This window comes from Sphingobacterium sp. UBA2610 (genome assembly GCF_002339225.1).
GTDB lineage: Bacteria > Bacteroidota > Bacteroidia > Sphingobacteriales > Sphingobacteriaceae > Sphingobacterium > Sphingobacterium multivorum.
The window spans coordinates 43,202-62,602 of the sequence record NZ_DDKA01000010.1 but is presented as its reverse complement, the minus strand read 5'-3'; the positions used below and the strand labels follow the sequence as shown (position 1 = coordinate 62,602).

Below are 19,401 nucleotides of genomic sequence, written 5' to 3'. Positions count from 1 at the left end.
TTATTGTTTAATTTTACTATTTTCGCAAGCTTATAACGACAAACAAATTTGGTATAAATGCAGTTAACCAAACTAGAAATTAAAGGATTTAAAAGTTTCGGAGACAAGATCACGATCAACTTCAATGATGGTGTCACAGCGATTGTTGGCCCCAATGGATGTGGGAAGTCCAATGTGGTCGACGCCATACGCTGGGTGCTGGGAGAGCAGAGCACAAAGATGCTTCGCTCCGATAAGATGGAAAATATTATCTTCAATGGAACGAAAAATAGAAAACCGGCAAACCTTGCAGAGGTCTCGCTGACCTTCAACAACAACAATAATATTTTGCCAACGGAATTCTCGACAGTAACCGTCACGCGGAAGCTGTTTCGCAACGGCGATAGTGAATATCGATTGAATGATGTCAAATGTCGTTTAAAAGATATCACAGATCTGTTCCTGGATACCGGAGTTGGTGCGGACAGCTATTCGATCATCGAATTGAAAATGATTGATGAAATTATCAATAATAAAGATAATTCACGTCGCAACCTCTTCGAAGAAGCATCTGGAATCTCTAAGTATAAAGTTCGTAAAAAACAGACTTTGGCAAAGCTGAGAGATACTGAGGCCGATCTTAGCCGTGTAGATGACTTGCTTTACGAAATCACAAAGAACCTCAAATCATTAGAAAATCAAGCTAAAAAAGCTGAAAAATATACCTCACTTAAAGCAGAATACCGCCAAAGCAGTATAGATTTGGCTTATTATAAAATAGCAGATTTCTCGACTGAATTGGAAAGACTTCAAACACAAGAATCCAAGGTTCAGAAAGATGCTGCCAATGCACATCAAAGTATTCTGAATGCGGAAACGGAACTCCAATCACTCCGCCAGACAAATTTGGAACAAGAAAAAAACCTTTCGGTACAGCAAAAAACAACGCAGGAATTTGTCAATAAAATCCGAGGTTATGAATCGGAAAAGAAGATCAAAAACGAAAAGGTCAAAAATCTTCAAGATAAAGAGAACCGGTTGAACCTCGATATCAACAGTGATAAACAACAGCTTAATCATGTACTCTACACCATCAAACGACTGAATGAAGAATTGTTTGATGAACAAAATAAACTCGATTCGTTAAAAACGAATCTTGAATCGGATAAATCCGAAGTCGACGAACTGAGGGGACAGCAACAATCGGCAAAGGGAAAGCTTGATCTTTTTAATAAGAGTAATGCTGAATTACAGGCAAAAATCTACAAATTAGAAAAAGATCTTGCCGTATTTACCATTCAGAAAGAAGCCCTCCTCCAAGAATCTGTTCGCAATAGTGTAGATACAGAAGCAAAAGAAGCCGAATTGCAGCAGTTTAATTCTGCTGTTACTGAACTGGAAGGCCGTGTGGAAGCACAGCAGTTACAGTATGACTCAGCAAACCAGCTGGAAGAAGAGCTCCAAGGACAGATCAGTCAGTGCCAGGCAAACCTAGAAGAACTTAAGGCCCAGCTTGCCAAAGACCTCCGTCTGGTAGATGCCAAACAAAACGAATACAACCTCACGAAATCTCTTGTTGATAATTTAGAAGGTTTCCCCGATTCCATTCGGTTCCTCAAGAAAAATGCAGGATGGAAAAAGCAACCTCCGCTCCTATCAGATGTCCTTTTCTGTCAGGAAGATTATCGCGTGGCTATTGAGAACTATCTAGAGCCTATAATGAATCACTATGTTGTCGAAACACAACAAGATGCTGTTCAAGCAATTCAGCTATTGAGCGATGCCGCAAAAGGAAGAGCTAATTTCTTTGTTTTAGATGCCATAACACACTCGCCAAGCGCTGCCCCTGCACCAAATGACAATTTGATGTCTGCGTTGGATGTGATTACAGTAGACGAAAAGTACAAGGCTTTATGTACGATGCTGCTCCAGCAGGTCTTTATTCTTAAACATGACAATGAAAAAGAACTGGATGAAAAGCTACCTGCTCTGGGACAGGTGATTCTGCAAAAAAATGGACGTTTTTCGAAACATCATTTGGGTCTTTCTGGTGGTTCCGTGGGATTATTTGAGGGCAAACGTATCGGAAGAGCGAAAAACCTCGAAGTGTTATCCCAAGAGATCAAAACCTTAAATCAGGAAATAGCAAAACTTGAAGATAAAATAACCGCCGAAACAGCTCGCTTGGATGTACTACGCGGCAATTCGCAGAAAGAGTTAATCGATGAGCTTCGTTTTCAGCTCAATAGACTGAATAATGAATTAATTACTGTCAAAACAAAGCAAGAGCAATATCAAGCCTTCATCAATAACTCCCAGGCCCGTAAAAAAGATATTCAGGAGAAAATTGAAAGTATAGAATCAGATTTAAGGATTGCCGAGCCACAGCTTCAGGAGCTGCGCCAGGAAAAAGAACAGAGTATCGCCGAATTATCGACTTTACAGGACCAGTTCCATGAAATAGCTGAAATACTTAACGAAAAATCGACCGCATACAATCAAGAGAATATCGCTTATCATCAACAGTTAAACAAAGTTTCCAATATCACGAAAGATCTCGAATTTAGAGAGACGCAGAAGGATGACCACGAACTCCGTCTGGAGCGAAACAGTGCAGAATTAGTTGAAGTGCAAGAAGCGTTAAGAACAACCATTCCATTTGAAGATGAAGAAGATCGGGATCTTATTGCCATGTATGAGCAGAAGATTGCTTTAGAAGATGGTCTTAAAGAATTGGAAGACAACTACTATGCAGATAAGCAGAAAATCAATAATCTCGAAGACGCCCTGACACAGCAGCGTCGTTCAAAAGAGCAGAGTGACTTTCTTATTTCAGAGATCAAAGATAAAAAAACAGGTCTGCAGATCGACCTCAATGCCTTAAAAGAACGCCTTTCCGTTGAATTCAACATTGAATTGAAAGATCTAATTGACCGTGAAGATGCGCCTGAGATCACAGAAGATCAAGCGACATTGGCAACCAAATGTAGCAAACTCAAGAAACAGCTTGATGAATTTGGAACGATCAATCTGATGGCAAAAGAGGCTTTCGACGAGATGAACGAACGCTATGATTTCATTAACAAAGAGAAAGCTGATTTAATTGAAGCAAAAGGATCCTTGATGGCAACAATAAAAGAAATTGACGATACCGCTCAGGTTCAGTTTATGTTTACATTTGATGCCGTGAGGAATAACTTCGTTAAAGTATTCCGTTCGCTATTTAACGAAGAAGACAGCTGTGACCTGGTACTCACAGACCCGAGCAATCCGTTGGATTCAGATATCGACATTATTGCAAGACCCAAAGGGAAAAGGCCGCTGTCTATCAATCAGCTTTCGGGTGGTGAAAAGACCTTGACTTCAACAGCTCTCTTATTCTCACTCTATCTTTCTAAACCGGCACCATTTTGTATCTTCGATGAGGTGGACGCTCCTTTAGATGATACGAATATTGATAAGTTCAACAATATTATCCGGGATTTTTCGAAAAATTCACAATTTATCGTAGTCTCACACAATAAGAAAACGATTGCAAGTACAGACATCATCTATGGAGTAACCATGGTGGAACAAGGTGTATCCCGTGTAGTAGCAGTAGATCTAAGAGAAGTTGCCTAGAGCGCAGCAAAATACACAATAAATAAGGCGGACCGGATGTACATCTGGTCCGTCTTATTTTATATATATCGATTTAAGTTCCGCCCGACTTTAATGAGACTCTTTACTGCAACAAACAGTGAATTGCTCTGAGCTTATTTCATGTCGCAGATCAATATAAGGATAGCGAGCAGACAGCTGATTCCCCCAATAAATAAACCGACTGATAACCAAACGGGCCCGCTACTAATCCCGCCAATGCCCCTGCCATTCGTAGAGGCAAATCCACCAATGCAACACAAGCTCCAAGTGCTGTACCACGCATCTGTAATGCAACTTTTTTATGACTGCCCCCCCCACACAACTATATTTCGAGTACAAATATGCTACGGATCAAAAAGCTAACATTGACTTAAGTCAAAAAAAGCCTTTAAGTCGAAAATGGGACCTGAAAAATAAAAAGCCCAGAGTGGGGAACTCTGAGCTTTCGTTAGCCATATATTAACCTATTTTATGAAAAGTATTTGTAATGAAAACGTCGCATTTTTGAATTCATTATAAGAATAGATGCCATTTAACATTTTTTAACATTTAGAATAAACGGAGGATCAGCTCAATTAAGCGGGAACAGAATCGTATTTTTTCGTACTCTTGAAGCGATCCCCCATCCGACAAAAAAGCTCGAAGTGGGGAACTCCGAGCTAACCTAACCAATTATTAACCTAAATTTATGAAAAGTCTTATTTATGCAAACAGCCTTTTTTGCTGTTTAGAATTCTAAACGTAAGTGAAGAGCTTATTATTACACATCCCATTCGGAATTATATGAAATTTGACGTTTTTTAACAATTCAATAAGTAACTTTAGGAAAACGAACGTATAAATCAATAGCATATGGCAGAATACGATTTAAATGAACTTCAGAAGATCTACGAAAACAAAGATGTTTTAAACTATCTGGAACAGCATGGCATTCTGGAGATAAAAAAATTCAATGATGTTTACGATTATGAAAAGGAGCTTTACGAGCTCCAAGTCAAGCTCTTAAAACTTCAATATGAAATCATTGAAAAAGGAAAACGAGTACTGATTATTTTTGAAGGCAGGGACGCTGCGGGTAAAGGCGGTACAATTGGCCGTGTAACCCAATACCTGAATCCCAAAAAGGTGCGCGTTGTTGCATTGCCTAAACCAACCGAGGAGGAAGCTGGACAATGGTATTTTCAACGATATATCAAACAGCTCCCCAATGCTGGGGAAATTGTGATTTTCGACCGCAGCTGGTATAACAGAGCTGTTGTTGAACCAGTATTTGGATTTTGCACCAAGGAACAGCACGAGCTGTTTATGAACCAAGTTCCTGAATTTGAGAAGCAGTTAATCGACGATGGCATCATCCTTATCAAATTATTCCTGAATATCAGCAAAGAAGAGCAGGCCGAAAGATTAAAAGAGCGAAAAGAAGATATCCTAAAACAATGGAAAATCGGTGTGCTGGACGAGCAGGCGCAGGAGAAATGGGATGTTTATACGGGTTATATTGAAGATTTATTTAAAAAGACAAGCACCAAAAAATCGCCTTGGTTAGAAATTACCAAAGATAACAAGAAAAAGGCCCGCTTAGCGTCCTTCAAACTGATTATCAATGCGCTTGTTGGAAGTGAGCAGGAAAAAATAGATTCTTTCGTTACAAAACACGACTAAATGACTGTCGGTCTGGTAAGGTATCATTATAAAAAAACAGGAGGAAAAGTATTTCCTCCTGTTTTTTTATAATATTAAAACGAATTAAGATACAAGTATCGTAGTTTCGATTTTAGGTCCTGCGGCCAGCACGGAGTCCGGCATTTCATTATTGAATTTTTCAAAATTCGAAATGAACAGCTTCGCCAAGCGTTTTGCTTGCATGTCATAAGCCTCATCATTGTTCCATAAACCGCGTGCATCTAAAATTTGTGCAGGAACATGCTCTCCACAGCTCGTTGGATATTCCAATCCAAAAATATCATGCTTATTAAACTGAGATTCCAGTAGTGAACCGTCCATGGCCGCGCGAATTAGCGATCGTGTATAATTCAGCTTAATACGTCTACCTATTCCGTAAGGACCAGCAATCCAGCCTGTATTCACTAGCCAAACTTTGATGTTACGATTTTGCTCTAGTTTCGAACGCAGCAAGGCCGCATATTTTGAAGGATGGAGCGGTAAAAATGCCTGTCCAAAACAGGTTGAAAATGCTGCTGTAGGCTCCTTTATCCCGACCTCTGTACCGGCAACCTTTGCTGTATAACCACTGACAAAATGATATACCGCCTGATCGGTGGTCAACAATGAAATGGGAGGAAGTACACCAAAAGCATCTGCTGTAAGGAAAAAAATATTTTCTGGTTCATTGCCAATTCCATTTATTTCGGCATTTTCCATAAAATCGATGGGATAGGATACCCTCGTATTCTCTGTCTTGCTAATATCGTTATAATCAGGTCGATCAAATTCATCCAACACAACATTTTCAAGGAGAGCCCCAAAACGAATTGCGTGAAAGATCTCAGGTTCTTTGTCTTCTGACAACCCTACACATTTGGCGTAGCAGCCGCCTTCGAAATTGAATATTCCCCTTTCGCTCCATCCATGCTCATCATCACCAATCAACTTTCTGTTTCTATCAGCCGACAGGGTCGTTTTCCCTGTACCTGAAAGTCCGAAAAATAACGCTGTCTCCCCTTCCTTCGAAGTGTTCGCCGAGCAGTGCATAGAAAGCACATTATGCTGGAATGGCAAAATAAAGTTCAATATTGAAAAAATGCTCTTTTTAATCTCCCCCGTGTAACCGGTCCCTGCAATCAGTACTATCTTTTTTGTAAAGTCAATCGCGACAAAATTTTCGTTGATAATGCCATATTGATGCGGCTCATCGATAAGCAGCGTCGGAGCGGCTAAAATCGACCAGGCTGGCTGGGCATCTGGATTTGGCTCCGGCCGTAGAAACAGGTTATTGGCAAATATACTTTGATAAGCTGTTTCCGTAACAACACGTAAATCTATTTGATAAGCTGGATCAGCCCCTGCAGCACAATCTCTTACATAGATGATTTGATCACTTAAGTGAGCCGCTACTTTCGAGAGTAGTGCTTCGAAATTAGCCGGAGACATTCGTTGATTGATCTCTCCCCACCAAACGCTATCTTTAGTTAAAGAATCTTCGACCAGAAACCGATCTTTTGGCGATCTTCCAGTAAATTTCCCTGTATCAGCAGCTAGCGCTCCCGTATCAGAAAGTCGACCTTCGTGATTTGCTAAGGCATGTTCGACCAATTCAGAAACAGGCAATTGATAAAATACATTTTTTGTACTATCAATTTTTAAATATTTCAAATCAGGCGCGTTTCCAATGTTACCCTTTTTCATATTTTTTGTTTGTTTTAAAATGTGCCCAAATTTAAAGGCATTTTTCGCTAAAAACAAAACTTAATTACCTAAAAATCAAGCTTATTGTACAAAAAACACAAAAACAAAACACTCATTAACAGCAACTTATAGAGGTAAAAAAAATTAAACTTTTTAGCATATTTTTTTAGCACATCAATTTATCACCATCAAAAAATATCACATATTTTTCGTAAATTGTTCCAAGCTTTACAAATATTAATAAGGTAAAAACAGATCATTAAAAGACATATCATCTGCGAATGAAATTACATGCCATAGAAACGGGATTTTTCAAACTTGATGGCGGTGCAATGTTTGGCGTTGTCCCCAAGAGTATCTGGAACAAAACAAACCCGGCCGACTCAAACAATATGTGTACCTGGGGAAACCGCCTGCTCCTCATCGAGGACAGTAATCGTTTAATGCTGGTCGATACAGGATTGGGAGACAAACAAAATGAAAAATTCTTCAGCTATTATTATCTTCATGGCGATGCAACGCTGGATAAATCATTAAAAAATAGTGGGTTTGACAGAAGTGATATCACCGATGTCATCCTTACACACCTGCATTTCGATCATTGTGGTGGCGCTATCGCCCGCCAAGGTGAACAACTCGTTCCGGCTTTTAAAAATGCTCATTTTTGGAGCAATAGCGACCATTGGTCTTGGGCTACCGATCCTAATCCACGCGAAAAAGCTTCTTTCTTAAAAGAGAACATTTTACCAATACAAGAGAGTGGGCAATTAAAATTTGTCGAAGATCACCAAAATCCTTTCGGAAGCAATATTGCTATCCGTTATGCACACGGTCATACAGAAGCGATGATGCTGCCTCAGATACTGTATAAAGGCAAAACGATCCTCTATATGGCGGATCTATTGCCATCGGTGGGACATATCCCCATTCCTTATGTTATGAGCTATGATGTTAGACCTCTCGTGACCATGGAGGAACGCAACAGCTATTGGAATGAGATCGTCGATAATGAATACATCTTATTTTTCGAACACGATCCGATACATGAATGCTGTACACTTCAGCGTACTGAAAAAGGTATTCGGGTAAAGGATATTTTCAAACTGAGCGACATTTAGCTGAGACGTTTATAGAAGATGAAATAGGATATAAAAAGAATATACAAAAAAGGCTACTTTAAAGTAGCCTTTTTTGTATCGAATATATTTTAAAACCTAAAGCCCAAAGCCCAGTAATTTTCAAAAAACCATATTTGTTGAGAGGCTTTATCTACGCCTCTTCTTCCAGTTGTACGAATGTTTGTTAAATCAGTCCAGCCCGTTTTGAAATTCCCCTGAAGATAGAGTCCTTTATAAAAACGGTAGTGCAAACCAACTTTTGCCGAAGCGCCATACCCTGCAATGTTCCAAAAATGGTTGGCTCCTTCACCAAAAAGATGTACGTCGGAACGAGGAATCAATAAGCCTACATCCACACCCGATTCCATCGTCAATACCTGTTGACCCTTGCGGTTATTGATGATGTCGTCATAACGCTCTAGCCCTACTGAGGCAAAGTTATAGCCATCGGTGTGTTCAAATGTCAGCATGGCGGAGTCTACAGTAATCAATTCACCGTTATATTGACCAGCGCGATTTCCTGTCGGAATACCAGGGTTAGAAATCTCTTCACCGATAAAACCCGAAATTTTCACCTGTTGCGGAATATCGACCACATATTTCATATGGTCCCATCCCAATGAAATGGAATAATTATCCTTGATATAATAACCAAAGTGCAGATTAAATTGCGGAATAGTCAGTCTGCTTGGATCAAAATACGTTGAACCAAATTTAGTTGGCCTGTCACCCGCTTTTACATCATGCAGAATAAAATCATAATTAGGTCCCGTAAAATGAATATCTGATTTCGCGTAAGAAGAGAAGTTGTACCCCCAAAAGAAGAAGAATTTGCCCTTGTTACTCTCTGTTCTCAAATTTTTCGGTTTGAAAATGCTTTTTCCTATCTCAGGATTTTCTTGGGCAAATAAGGCAGAAACACTTAGTGCAAGTGCTCCAATCGTTAAAAATATTTTTCTCATATCGGTGCTAAAAACGTTGGGCAAAAGTACCGGCATTCTATTTTATAAGCAAATAAAAACAGTGGAAATTGGTAAAATATGACGAAGATCACAGAAATGTCATTCGATTTAAAAAACAAACCTTCTTGACTTCTCAAGCACCGAGAGCAGTTAAAGCAAACTAGCAAGTTCTTTCTGTCGAATAACATCAGACACTTTCAAAAAAAAGCTGCTTCCCATTTCCAGGAAAGCAGCTTTTCATTTTATTTCTAAAGAATTATTATCCTTGATTTTTGCGGATGATATTCAAAGCTCCACCGGCTTTAAACCACTCGATTTGTTGCGCATTGTAGGTATGATTCGCCAAAATCTCTTCCGAAGTACCATCAGCATGATGTAACACAAGCGTTAATGGTTTACCTGGAGCAAATTCTGTCAGACCGATAATATCAATGGTATCATTCTCCTGAATCTTGTTATAATCGTCTTTATTTGCAAACGTTAATCCCAACATACCTTGTTTTTTCAGGTTTGTTTCGTGAATACGGGCAAAAGACTTAACTAAAACAGCACGAACACCTAAATGACGAGGTTCCATCGCAGCATGCTCGCGGGAAGAACCTTCACCGTAGTTTTCATCACCGACCACAATTGAACCAATACCGTGTGCTTTATAGTCCCGCTGTGTTGCAGGAACAGGACCATATTCGCCTGTAAGTTGATTTTTAACGCTATCAGTCTTCTCATTGAAGAAATTCAAGGCGCCAATCAACATGTTATTTGAGATATTATCCAAGTGACCACGGTATTTCAACCAAGGACCAGCCATAGAAATATGGTCAGTAGTACATTTACCTTTCGCCTTAATCAATAGTTTCAACCCTTTCAAATCTGTACCTTCCCATGGAGCAAAAGGCTCCAACAATTGAAGACGATCAGAAGTAGGTGCTACATCAACCACCACCGAACTACCATCAGCAGCTGGCGCTTGGTACCCTGGGTCATCTACCGCAAATCCCTTTGTTGGCAACTCATCCCCCACAGGTGGATCCAGCTTCACTTGTTCACCCTTGTTGTTTATCAAGGTATCAGTTACCGGATTGAAACCCAAATCACCAGAAATTGCAATTGCAGCTACCAATTCTGGCGATGCAACAAATGCATAGGTATTTGGATTACCATCTGCACGTTTTGCAAAGTTACGATTGAAAGAATGAACGATTGTATTTTTCTCTTGTTTATCGGCCCCTACACGATCCCACATACCGATACATGGACCACATGCATTTGTAAAAATTGTCGCATTGAGATCTTCAAAAGTTTTCAGCAAACCATCGCGATCAGCCGTAAAACGCACTTGCTCTGACCCTGGATTAATACCGAATTCAGCTTTTGTGATAAGCCCTTTATCAACAGCCTGTCTTGCAATAGAAGCCGCACGTGACAAGTCTTCATAGGAAGAGTTTGTACATGAACCGATCAATCCCCATTCAACTTGCAGAGGCCAGCCATTTTTCGTTGCTTCTTCACGCATGCGTGAAACCGGAGTATACAAATCTGGCGTAAAAGGACCGTTTAGAGAAGGCTCTAATTCAGACAGATTGATTTCAATTAACTGATCAAAATATTGTTCTGGGTCAGCATAGACCTCAGCATCCGCAGTCAAATGCTGTTTTATAGCATTGGCCGCATCAGCTACTTCGGCACGACCCGTAGCGCGCAGATAACGTTCCATCGATTCGTCATAACCGAAAGTTGAGGTTGTTGCACCAATTTCAGCACCCATGTTACAGATGGTTCCCTTACCTGTACACGATAGCGACTCCGCACCTTCGCCAAAATACTCGACAATGGCACCAGTTCCACCCTTTACAGTCAAAATACCCGCGACTTTGAGGATCACATCTTTTGCTGCCGCCCATCCACTCAACTTACCCGTTAATTTTACACCGATCAGTTTCGGGAATTTAAGTTCCCAAGGTAAACCTGCCATCACATCACACGCATCAGCACCACCCACACCGATCGCAACCATACCTAAACCACCGGCATTCACCGTATGCGAGTCTGTACCGATCATCATACCGCCTGGAAACGCATAGTTTTCCAAAACGACTTGGTGAATAATACCAGCTCCGGGTTTCCAAAAACCGATACCATATTTATTGGATACAGAACTCAAAAAGTTGAATACTTCAGAACTTTCGCTTTTAGCACGAGCCAAATCTTTATCCGCACCCTCTTTCGCCTGAATCAGGTGATCACAGTGTACAGTAGAAGGAACCGCTACCTTTGGACGCCCAGCTTGCATAAATTGCAATAATGCCATCTGTGCAGTTGCATCCTGCATAGCAACGCGATCTGGAGCAAAATCAACGTAAGAAACGCCACGTTTGTAATCCTCAGTAGCATTGCCATCCCAAAGGTGGGCATACAAAATTTTCTCAGATAAAGTCAAAGGTTTGTTAACCACCTGACGAGCAGCAGAAATGCGCTCATCATATTGGCTATAGACCTTTTTAATCATATCTATATCAAAAGCCATATCTCTCTAATTTATGTTGTTTAATTAAGTTACTAAACCCTATCACTAATTATTTTGTTGGAATAGGCGCAAACTTCGTTAAGTTAATGCCTTCCACAGCAGCTTTATATTCTTCAATATTCGGAATCCGGCCCAAAATCGCTGAAAGAACAACAACCGGAGTTGATGCTAATAAAGACTCCCCTTTTTTACCATCTCTGTCTTCAACGACACGTCCTTGGAATAAACGGGTTGACGTAGCCATTACCGTGTCACCTTTAGCTGCTTTCTCCTGGTTACCCATACAAAGGTTACAACCAGGACGCTCCAAATACATAATATTCTCGTATTCAGTACGCGCAGTACTTTTTGGTAAAGCATCGCTAAATTCAAATCCAGAGTACTTTTGTAAGAATTCCCAATCGCCTTCCGCTTTTAGCTCATCAATGATATTGTATGTTGGCGCTGCAACGACCAAAGGCGCTTCAAACGTAACAACACCTTTTTGCTGTTCAATGTTTTTCAACATCTTCGATACGATCTTCAAATCGTCTTTGTGAACCATACAAGAACCGACGAAACCTAAATCCACCTTTTTGTTTCCACCATAGTAAGAAAGATCGCGAATTGTATCGTGTGTATAACGTTTCGAAACATCTGCATTATTCACATCCGGGTCGGCGATCATCGGTTCTTCGATAATATCCAGATCAATAACAACTTCAGCGTAATACTTCGCATTGGTGTCTGGAGTTAAAGCAGGCTTAGCACCAGATTTAATTTCCTCAATACGTTTGTTCGCTTTGTCAATTAAGCCCTGCAAAACATTGTTTTTGTTTTCCATGCCTTTATCGATCATAATCTGGATACGGTTTTTAGCGATTTCCAATGATTCGATCAGCGTATTATCCTGTGAAATACAAATAGAAGCTTTCGCTTTCATTTCTGCAGTCCAGTCTGTAAAAGTAAATGCCTGATCCGCTAAAAGCGTACCGATATGAACCTCAATAATTCGACCTTGGAACACATTTTCACCGGCAAACTGTTGCAACATCTGCGCTTGTGTCGCATGAACCACATCACGGAAATCCATGTGTTCTTTCATACTGCCTTTAAACGTAACTTTGACCGATTCAGGAATTGGCATAGAAGCTTCACCTGTCGCTAAAGCTAGCGCCACCGTACCGGAGTCAGCACCAAAAGCAACACCTTTAGACATACGGGTATGTGAATCACCTCCGATAATGATTGCCCACTCATCGATGGTAATATCATTTAATACCTTATGAATAACGTCTGTCATCGAATGGTACACCCCTTGAGGGTCGCGTGCAGTGATCAATCCAAAATCATTCATAAATTTCATCAATTTAGGAATATTGGCTTGTGCTTTTTTATCCCATACCGATGCAGTATGACAACCTGATTGATAAGCCCCATCTACTGTAGGCGAAATTACTGTAGCAGCCATCGCTTCTAATTCCTGCGCAGTCATCAAACCTGTCGTATCTTGCGAGCCAACGATATTCACCTTCACACGCACGTCAGAACCAGCATGTAATACCTTACCTGGCGTTACACCTACCGCATTTTTATTGAAGATTTTCTCCACTGCCGTTAGACCCTGGCCTTCAATTGTAATTTCTTTTGAAGGGGCAAATACTGCTGGCGCTTGAATACCTAAAGTTTCCGCTGCAAAAGTTTGGATCTTTTTACCAAAGACAATAGCATAAGAACCACCTGCTTTAATAAATTCCATTTTTTGAGGAGTCAAAGCTTTCGAAATATCGATTAGCTCCTGCTCGCCGTTATATAATTTTTTAGTCTTGGTATTAATTGTTAAGACAGTACCTGTAGCAACAGAATAAGCTTCTTCAAGAATTGGCTCGTTTTTCTCATTACGGATTACGTTACCATTTTCATCCACTTTCTTCACCCAGTTTTTAAGGTCTATACCGATACCTCCGGTCACGTCCACTGTTGTCAAGAAAATTGGTGAGATACCATTCGTACCACCAACAATTGGTGCAATGTTGACAAAAGGAACGTAAGGGCTCGCTTGTTTACCGGTCCATAGTGCAACGTTGTTTACACCCGACATACGAGATGACCCCACTCCCATTGTTCCTTTCTCAGCGATTAACATAACGCTTTTACCAGGGTGTTGCGCCTGTAATTCAACGATCTGTTGCTGTGCTTCAGGTGTGATCATACATTTTCCATGTAATTCACGATCTGAACGCGAGTGTGCCTGGTTACCTGGCGACAATAAATCTGTCGAGATATCACCTTCACCAGCGATAAAAGTAACCACTTGAATTTCCTCAGCAACCTCAGGCAGTTTCGTAAAAAACTCTGCTTTTGCATAGCTTTCTAAAATATCTTTCGCAACTTCATTGCCTTGCTCAAAAGCTTCTTTCAAACGAGCAGTATCTGCGTCGTATAAGAAAACTTGTGTTTTAAGAACCTCAGCCGCCTGTTTTGCAATAGCTAGGTCTGTGCCCAAAGCCAGGTCCAATAAGACCCTGATCGAAGGACCACCCTTCATATGTGACAACAATTCAAAAGCAAAATCAGGTGTAATTTCAGCAACAACTGATTGACCCAAAATAATTTCCTTCAGAAATTGTGCTTTAACACCCGCTGCAGGCGTAGTACCCGGCAACGTGTTGTAAATAAACAATCTTAAAGATTCAGCTCTATTTTCATTGTTTAAATCTTTAATCTGAGCAATTACCTCACTTAGTAATTCTGCTCCATCAATAGGCTTAGGATGTAATCCTTGGCCTTCTCGTTCTACAACCTCTTGTACGTAATCGTTGTAAATACTCATAGATATCTATCTTTCTATTTTATGGGCAGCATAAAAACACATTATCTTTCTACGCCACCATGTCTGTTATATAATTAAGCTAATACGCCATCTATCGGGTCCCCCTAACAAATCACAAATTAACCCTTCCACTTCATGTTTTGAAGTTGATTCATTTGTCGTAAATCAACTTGTATGACTAATTACAAAAATAGTGAAAATCCAACTTTAAACGCATGCATTCCATTTATTTAAATCAATTTGGAATTGTTCTAAACAGAACTTATGCAATCCCGCTATCTTTCTTTGCAATCCACTATTTTGCATTTATTTCTTTCAAAAAAAAAGGTGATTTATATTATCAAATCACCTTTTCCTTTTATATACTTTCTACAGTTATATCAATGTCTTTTAATGCTTTCACAGTTTCCAAAGGATCTGTCGCGTTGAAGACAAATGAACCTGCCACCAAAACATCTGCTCCCGCTTTCAATAACTGTGCTGCATTCGCAGTCGTTACTCCCCCATCGATTTCAATCAGCAGTCCATCATTCACGCCTTGTGCCATCGTCCTTAGTTCCTGCACCTTGGCGTAGGTATTCGGAATAAATTTCTGACCACCGAACCCTGGATTAACAGACATAATACACACCAAGTCTAAATCTGCAAGAACATCTTTTAATAGAGCAACCGGTGTATGTGGATTCAATGCGACACCAGCTTTACATCCCAATTCTTTTATAGCAGCTATTGTACGATGCAAATGTGTACATGCTTCGTAATGCACTGTAATGATCTCAGCACCCGAATCTTTACATACTTGCAGATAACGATCGGGGTCAACAATCATCAAATGTACATCCAAAGGTTTAGCAGCATGTTTTGCAATAGCCTGCATAACTGGAAATCCAAAAGAGATATTTGGAACGAAAACCCCGTCCATAATATCAATATGAAACCAATCTGCCTCACTGTTGTTTACCATGATGATATCATCGTATAATTTTGCAAAGTCTGCAGCAAGAACGGATGGTGCAATTAGATGTGATTTTGTTGACATGTTGTATTTTTTTTGCAAAGATAACAAGTATTTTTTGTTCATCACAGCATTTACCCGATTTAATACCTACAAACGACAATTGGCAGAAGCTGCAGAAAATAAATTATAACTACATTTGTATATTAACATTATATTAAAAATATAGCTCACAGTGGGAAGACTAAAAATAAAGTACAAAAGAGAATTAAATACAACGGAGAACCTCGTCCGAAAAATTGGATTAATACTTATCACTATTATTCTGATCTGTATATTCCTTCCCAAACAGCCTCGTTTTCGCTATGAATTCCAAAAGGGAAAAGTATGGAATCATGAGAATCTGATATCACCTTATAATTTTGCCATATTAAAAACGCAGGAAGAATTGAATGCGGACAAGAAAAGTATCTTGAACACGATTCAACCGATTTATAATGCCAATACGACGACAAGCAAAGAGCAAATTGATCAGTTCAATACCGATCTGGCCGAAAAATGGCAAAGCAGCAAGCTGGATACAACACATGAGAATATTGCGGATTATAGAAATGCCGGCAATGCCATCTTAAGCCATCTCTATGGCAAAGGCATCCTTTCATTGAACAATCGGTTTCAGAACCGCAGCAATGACAAATCTCCAGCTTCCAAGCATTACAATTTCACACTGATCCAGGACAAAGTTGCCAGTCAAAAAAACACGGCTGACTGTTACACCATCGAAAGCTCTTATGGGTATATGGATGAGATCATGCCCAAATTGACCAAAATAAAACAAAAGAGCTGGCTCGAGGAGACTTTAAAAAACTATATTACCATTAACTATATTTATAACGACCAGCAGACGGAAGCCTTGGAACAGAATGCCATTGCTAATATTTCAGCGACACGGGGTGTAGTCCAAAAAGGCGAACTGATCGCCGAAAAAGAAAAAATAATTTCCAATGAAACTTACCAGAAACTCGAATCGCTCCGGAAGGTATACGAAGATGAAGGCAAGATCAGTGGTAATCAAAATTATGTGACATTAGGGCAATTTCTAATCATCTCGCTCGCCCTTTCAATTCTAATGGTTTTCCTTTTTCTTTTCCGCAAAGACATCTATTTCAACAACAGATTGCTGGTCATTATCATGATTGTCATTATAGGTATGCTCGGCGTCCTATCCTGGGCCATTAAAATCAAGATACCGAATCTCTATTATATGCCGTTTTGTGCCGTCCCCATTATTATTCGTATTCTATTTGATACGCGTGTGGCGCTAAATATCCATCTGTTGATGGTGCTGCTGGCGGGTCTTTTTGTACCAAATAGTTTTGAGTTTGTCTTCCTGCAATTTATGGCGGGCATCGTTGCGATCTATAGTATTAAAACATTGGTCAAACGGGAGCAGCTGTTCATTTCCTCGGCTATCATCCTCGGCACCTATTGGATTGCTTATATCGGCTTGGTCGTCACCAGAAACGGATCAATAGACACCATTTACTGGTCTGACCTTCTTCCCTTTTTCGTAAGCGTCATGATCACCTTATTGGCTTATCCGATGATCTATGCATTCGAAAAGTTGTTTGGCATTGTCTCTGATCTCACACTCATGGAACTTACCAATAGTAATTCCAAATTATTGCGGGAACTTTCTTTTAAAGCTCCGGGAACCTTTCAGCACTCCCTACAGGTGGCTAATCTAGCGGAAGCCGCTATCTACAAAATCGGCGGGAATCCACTGTTGGTCCGCGCCGGAGCCCTATACCACGATATCGGAAAATTGACAAACCCTCAATTTTTCATCGAGAATCAGAAGACAGAAAAAAATCCGCATGACGAGCTTTCACCGGAACAAAGTGCGCAGATTATTATATCACATGTCATCAAAGGGATCGATATTGCCAAAAAACATCAATTGCCCGACGTGATCCTTGATTTTATCCGCACACACCACGGAACGACGCGTGTTGACTATTTTTATAACGTTTTTGTCAAGAACAATCCCGACAAACTGGTGGATGAGTCTTTATTTACCTACCCCGGCCCTATTCCTTTTTCAAAGGAAACAGCCGTACTCATGATGGCAGATTCGGTCGAAGCCGCATCCCGTGCGTTAAAAGAACCATCGGAAGAATCTATCAATAATCTTGTCGATAAGATTATTGAACATAAATTGATGCGGGGACAGTTCAATAATAGTAACATTACGCTAAAAGATATCACCGAATCGGCAGTTATTTTTAAGGCAATGCTCAAAAGCATCTACCATGTTCGGGTAGATTACGATTTAAGCAAAAAAACAATGTAGTTTTAATTGTCAAACAACAAATTGAATTTCAAACGCTTATTGCAACGTTACATTTTTTTTGCATTTTTTTTATTATTTAGACTTTGCAGAATCAAATAATTGCCTTATGTTTGCAATGTCAAAACGAGGAAGGGTGCCTGAGTGGCCGAAAGGAACAGTTTGCTAAACTGTCGTACTGGAAACGGTACCGCGGGTTCGAATCCCGCCTCTTCCGCAGACAACAGCGCTTTCAGAGAAATCAGAAAGCGCTTTTTTTGTTTCTGGCGCCAAGGCAGCACCAAAAACAGCACCTTGTTTAAAACCCAGCAGAAAGCGGTTCATGAGAACAAGACAGTTCAAGAACACCAGGGCTGACGTCCTCGGGTTGTGTTCGTATTGTGTTCGTACCACCTTCGGAGATGAACAATCTGGCGACAATTATTGACCTAATTCCGACCAGATAATTCCTGTACAGAGTCTGGTCGGAATCAGGTCAGCATTTGTACAATATCTGTATCGCATCCGAATAAGGTACGAAGCAGGTACGAACAAAAGGCAAGTTACATTCCTGAACATCGTTGTATAGTCTTTAGGCCCCAATAAGTATTGCAAATATTTTATCAATTTATTACATTGTGTTTGATTTTCATAACGCTATTAGATTGTTAAAAGCAATTTGTTCAACTTTGGCAATATGAAACAGCTTAAAAGAACAGGTCATCTACAAATTCCCTTCGGTACGCTCGAACTTGTGCTCCTGACAGATGGTTATTTTACATTAGAAACATTACAGCCTACCCTTGCCCCAAAAATACCGTCTCAACTAGTCGAAATGGAACTGCAAAGGCTTTCACTTTCAACAAAGATCTACCAAGCACCCATCATCATCATGCTGATTAAACAACAGAATCGATACATACTCATTGATACTGGTGAGGGACATTATGACACCGACAAAGCCGGAAATTTAATGGAAAGTCTGCTTTTAGCGAATATTGACTGTAATAAGATAACAGATATTCTCATTACGCACGCACATCGCGACCATATCGGTGGCATATTGGATTCCGATGGTTCACCCAATTATCCAAACGCAACATACTACATGGCTAAACCCGAATTTGAGTTCTGGATGTCAGATCGTCCTGATTTTTCGAAAAGCGAAAATCCAGAAATTGCTCAAGCTAGCATCGATTTAATACGAAAAACACTCGTTGCTATTGAGGTCAAATTACAGCTATTTGAACCGGGCGATCAACTATTTACCTGCATTCATACAGAATCAGCAGCTGGGCATACCCCAGGACATATCATCTATACAATAAAATCCGACAATAGAGCAATTACAAATCTTGTTGATCTGATACATTCACCGATCCTAGTTTCCCAGCCTCATTGGGGAACTCAATGGGATATTGACTTCGATCGTGCTGTGGATACACGGATAAAAATACTTGATCGCTGTTATCAACAACAGACACTTGTGCTCACATCTCATATGCCTTGGCCGGGGATAGGCTTCATTGGTAGAAAAAACAACGGTAAAGAATTGGAGTGGATTCCTAAAAACAGCATTAACTAAAATGTCTTTTCCAAAAGACACACAGCAGATAAATAATCTCCTTCAATTCCTGAAATATTCAAAATGCTCTCTTTCATAATTTTTGTTTTTCATCATATCCAATTTTTTGTAGCAAATGACTCAAGGATT

The 19,401-nt window shown here is 40.1% G+C and carries 10 protein-coding genes and 1 tRNA gene; 6 read left to right on the top strand and 5 right to left on the bottom strand.

Annotated features, from left to right (window positions below; genetic code table 11):
- Positions 1 to 57 precede the first annotated feature (57 nt).
- Positions 58 to 3,600 (top strand): chromosome segregation protein SMC, encoded by a 3,543-nt coding sequence (smc, locus tag B4Z47_RS07225; RefSeq protein WP_115048833.1) that lies wholly within the window; start codon positions 58 to 60, stop codon positions 3,598 to 3,600.
- A gap of 873 nt (positions 3,601 to 4,473) precedes the next feature.
- On the top strand, positions 4,474 to 5,283 hold the full coding sequence (ppk2, locus tag B4Z47_RS07220; RefSeq protein ID WP_046672869.1) for a polyphosphate kinase 2: 810 nt from the start codon (positions 4,474 to 4,476) through the stop codon (positions 5,281 to 5,283).
- 84 nt (positions 5,284 to 5,367) lie between these two features.
- Here the strand turns inward: ppk2 and pckA are convergent, their stop codons facing one another.
- Complete coding sequence (pckA, locus tag B4Z47_RS07215; RefSeq protein WP_070561208.1) at positions 5,368 to 6,987, bottom strand: phosphoenolpyruvate carboxykinase (ATP); 1,620 nt, start codon at positions 6,985 to 6,987, stop codon at positions 5,368 to 5,370.
- Between the two features lie 281 nt (positions 6,988 to 7,268).
- Here pckA and B4Z47_RS07210 point away from each other — a divergent pair, with 281 nt between their 5' ends.
- Positions 7,269 to 8,105 (top strand): MBL fold metallo-hydrolase, encoded by an 837-nt coding sequence (locus tag B4Z47_RS07210; protein ID WP_112376373.1) that lies wholly within the window; start codon positions 7,269 to 7,271, stop codon positions 8,103 to 8,105.
- A gap of 89 nt (positions 8,106 to 8,194) precedes the next feature.
- On the opposite strand, the gene B4Z47_RS07205 is transcribed toward B4Z47_RS07210, so the two are convergent.
- The 4 genes from B4Z47_RS07205 to rpe all read right to left on the bottom strand — a co-directional run bounded on the left by B4Z47_RS07205 (position 8,195) and on the right by rpe (position 15,442).
- Positions 8,195 to 9,067 carry a hypothetical protein gene (locus B4Z47_RS07205; RefSeq protein ID WP_046672928.1) on the bottom strand — a complete coding sequence of 291 codons (873 nt, stop codon included), beginning with the start codon at positions 9,065 to 9,067 and terminating at the stop codon, positions 8,195 to 8,197.
- A 259-nt stretch (positions 9,068 to 9,326) separates the two neighbouring features.
- Complete coding sequence (locus B4Z47_RS07200) at positions 9,327 to 11,591, bottom strand: aconitate hydratase (RefSeq protein WP_070561103.1); 2,265 nt, start codon at positions 11,589 to 11,591, stop codon at positions 9,327 to 9,329.
- A gap of 49 nt (positions 11,592 to 11,640) precedes the next feature.
- Complete coding sequence (locus tag B4Z47_RS07195) at positions 11,641 to 14,403, bottom strand: bifunctional aconitate hydratase 2/2-methylisocitrate dehydratase (protein ID WP_070561104.1); 2,763 nt, start codon at positions 14,401 to 14,403, stop codon at positions 11,641 to 11,643.
- 358 nt (positions 14,404 to 14,761) lie between these two features.
- Positions 14,762 to 15,442 carry a ribulose-phosphate 3-epimerase gene (gene rpe / locus B4Z47_RS07190; RefSeq protein ID WP_070561105.1) on the bottom strand — a complete coding sequence of 227 codons (681 nt, stop codon included), beginning with the start codon at positions 15,440 to 15,442 and terminating at the stop codon, positions 14,762 to 14,764.
- Positions 15,443 to 15,593: 151 nt separating this feature from the next.
- Here rpe and B4Z47_RS07185 point away from each other — a divergent pair, with 151 nt between their 5' ends.
- The 3 genes from B4Z47_RS07185 to B4Z47_RS07175 all read left to right on the top strand — a co-directional run bounded on the left by B4Z47_RS07185 (position 15,594) and on the right by B4Z47_RS07175 (position 19,272).
- A complete protein-coding gene (locus B4Z47_RS07185; protein WP_115048835.1) occupies positions 15,594 to 17,711 on the top strand; it encodes an HD family phosphohydrolase in 2,118 nt (705 codons plus the stop codon).
- Between the two features lie 127 nt (positions 17,712 to 17,838).
- Positions 17,839 to 17,925 (top strand) — tRNA-Ser (locus B4Z47_RS07180).
- Positions 17,926 to 18,384: 459 nt separating this feature from the next.
- The gene (locus B4Z47_RS07175) at positions 18,385 to 19,272 is read left to right on the top strand and encodes an MBL fold metallo-hydrolase (RefSeq protein ID WP_115048996.1); all 888 of its coding nucleotides are present in this window, start codon (positions 18,385 to 18,387) and stop codon (positions 19,270 to 19,272) included.
- Positions 19,273 to 19,401: the final 129 nt, after the last annotated feature.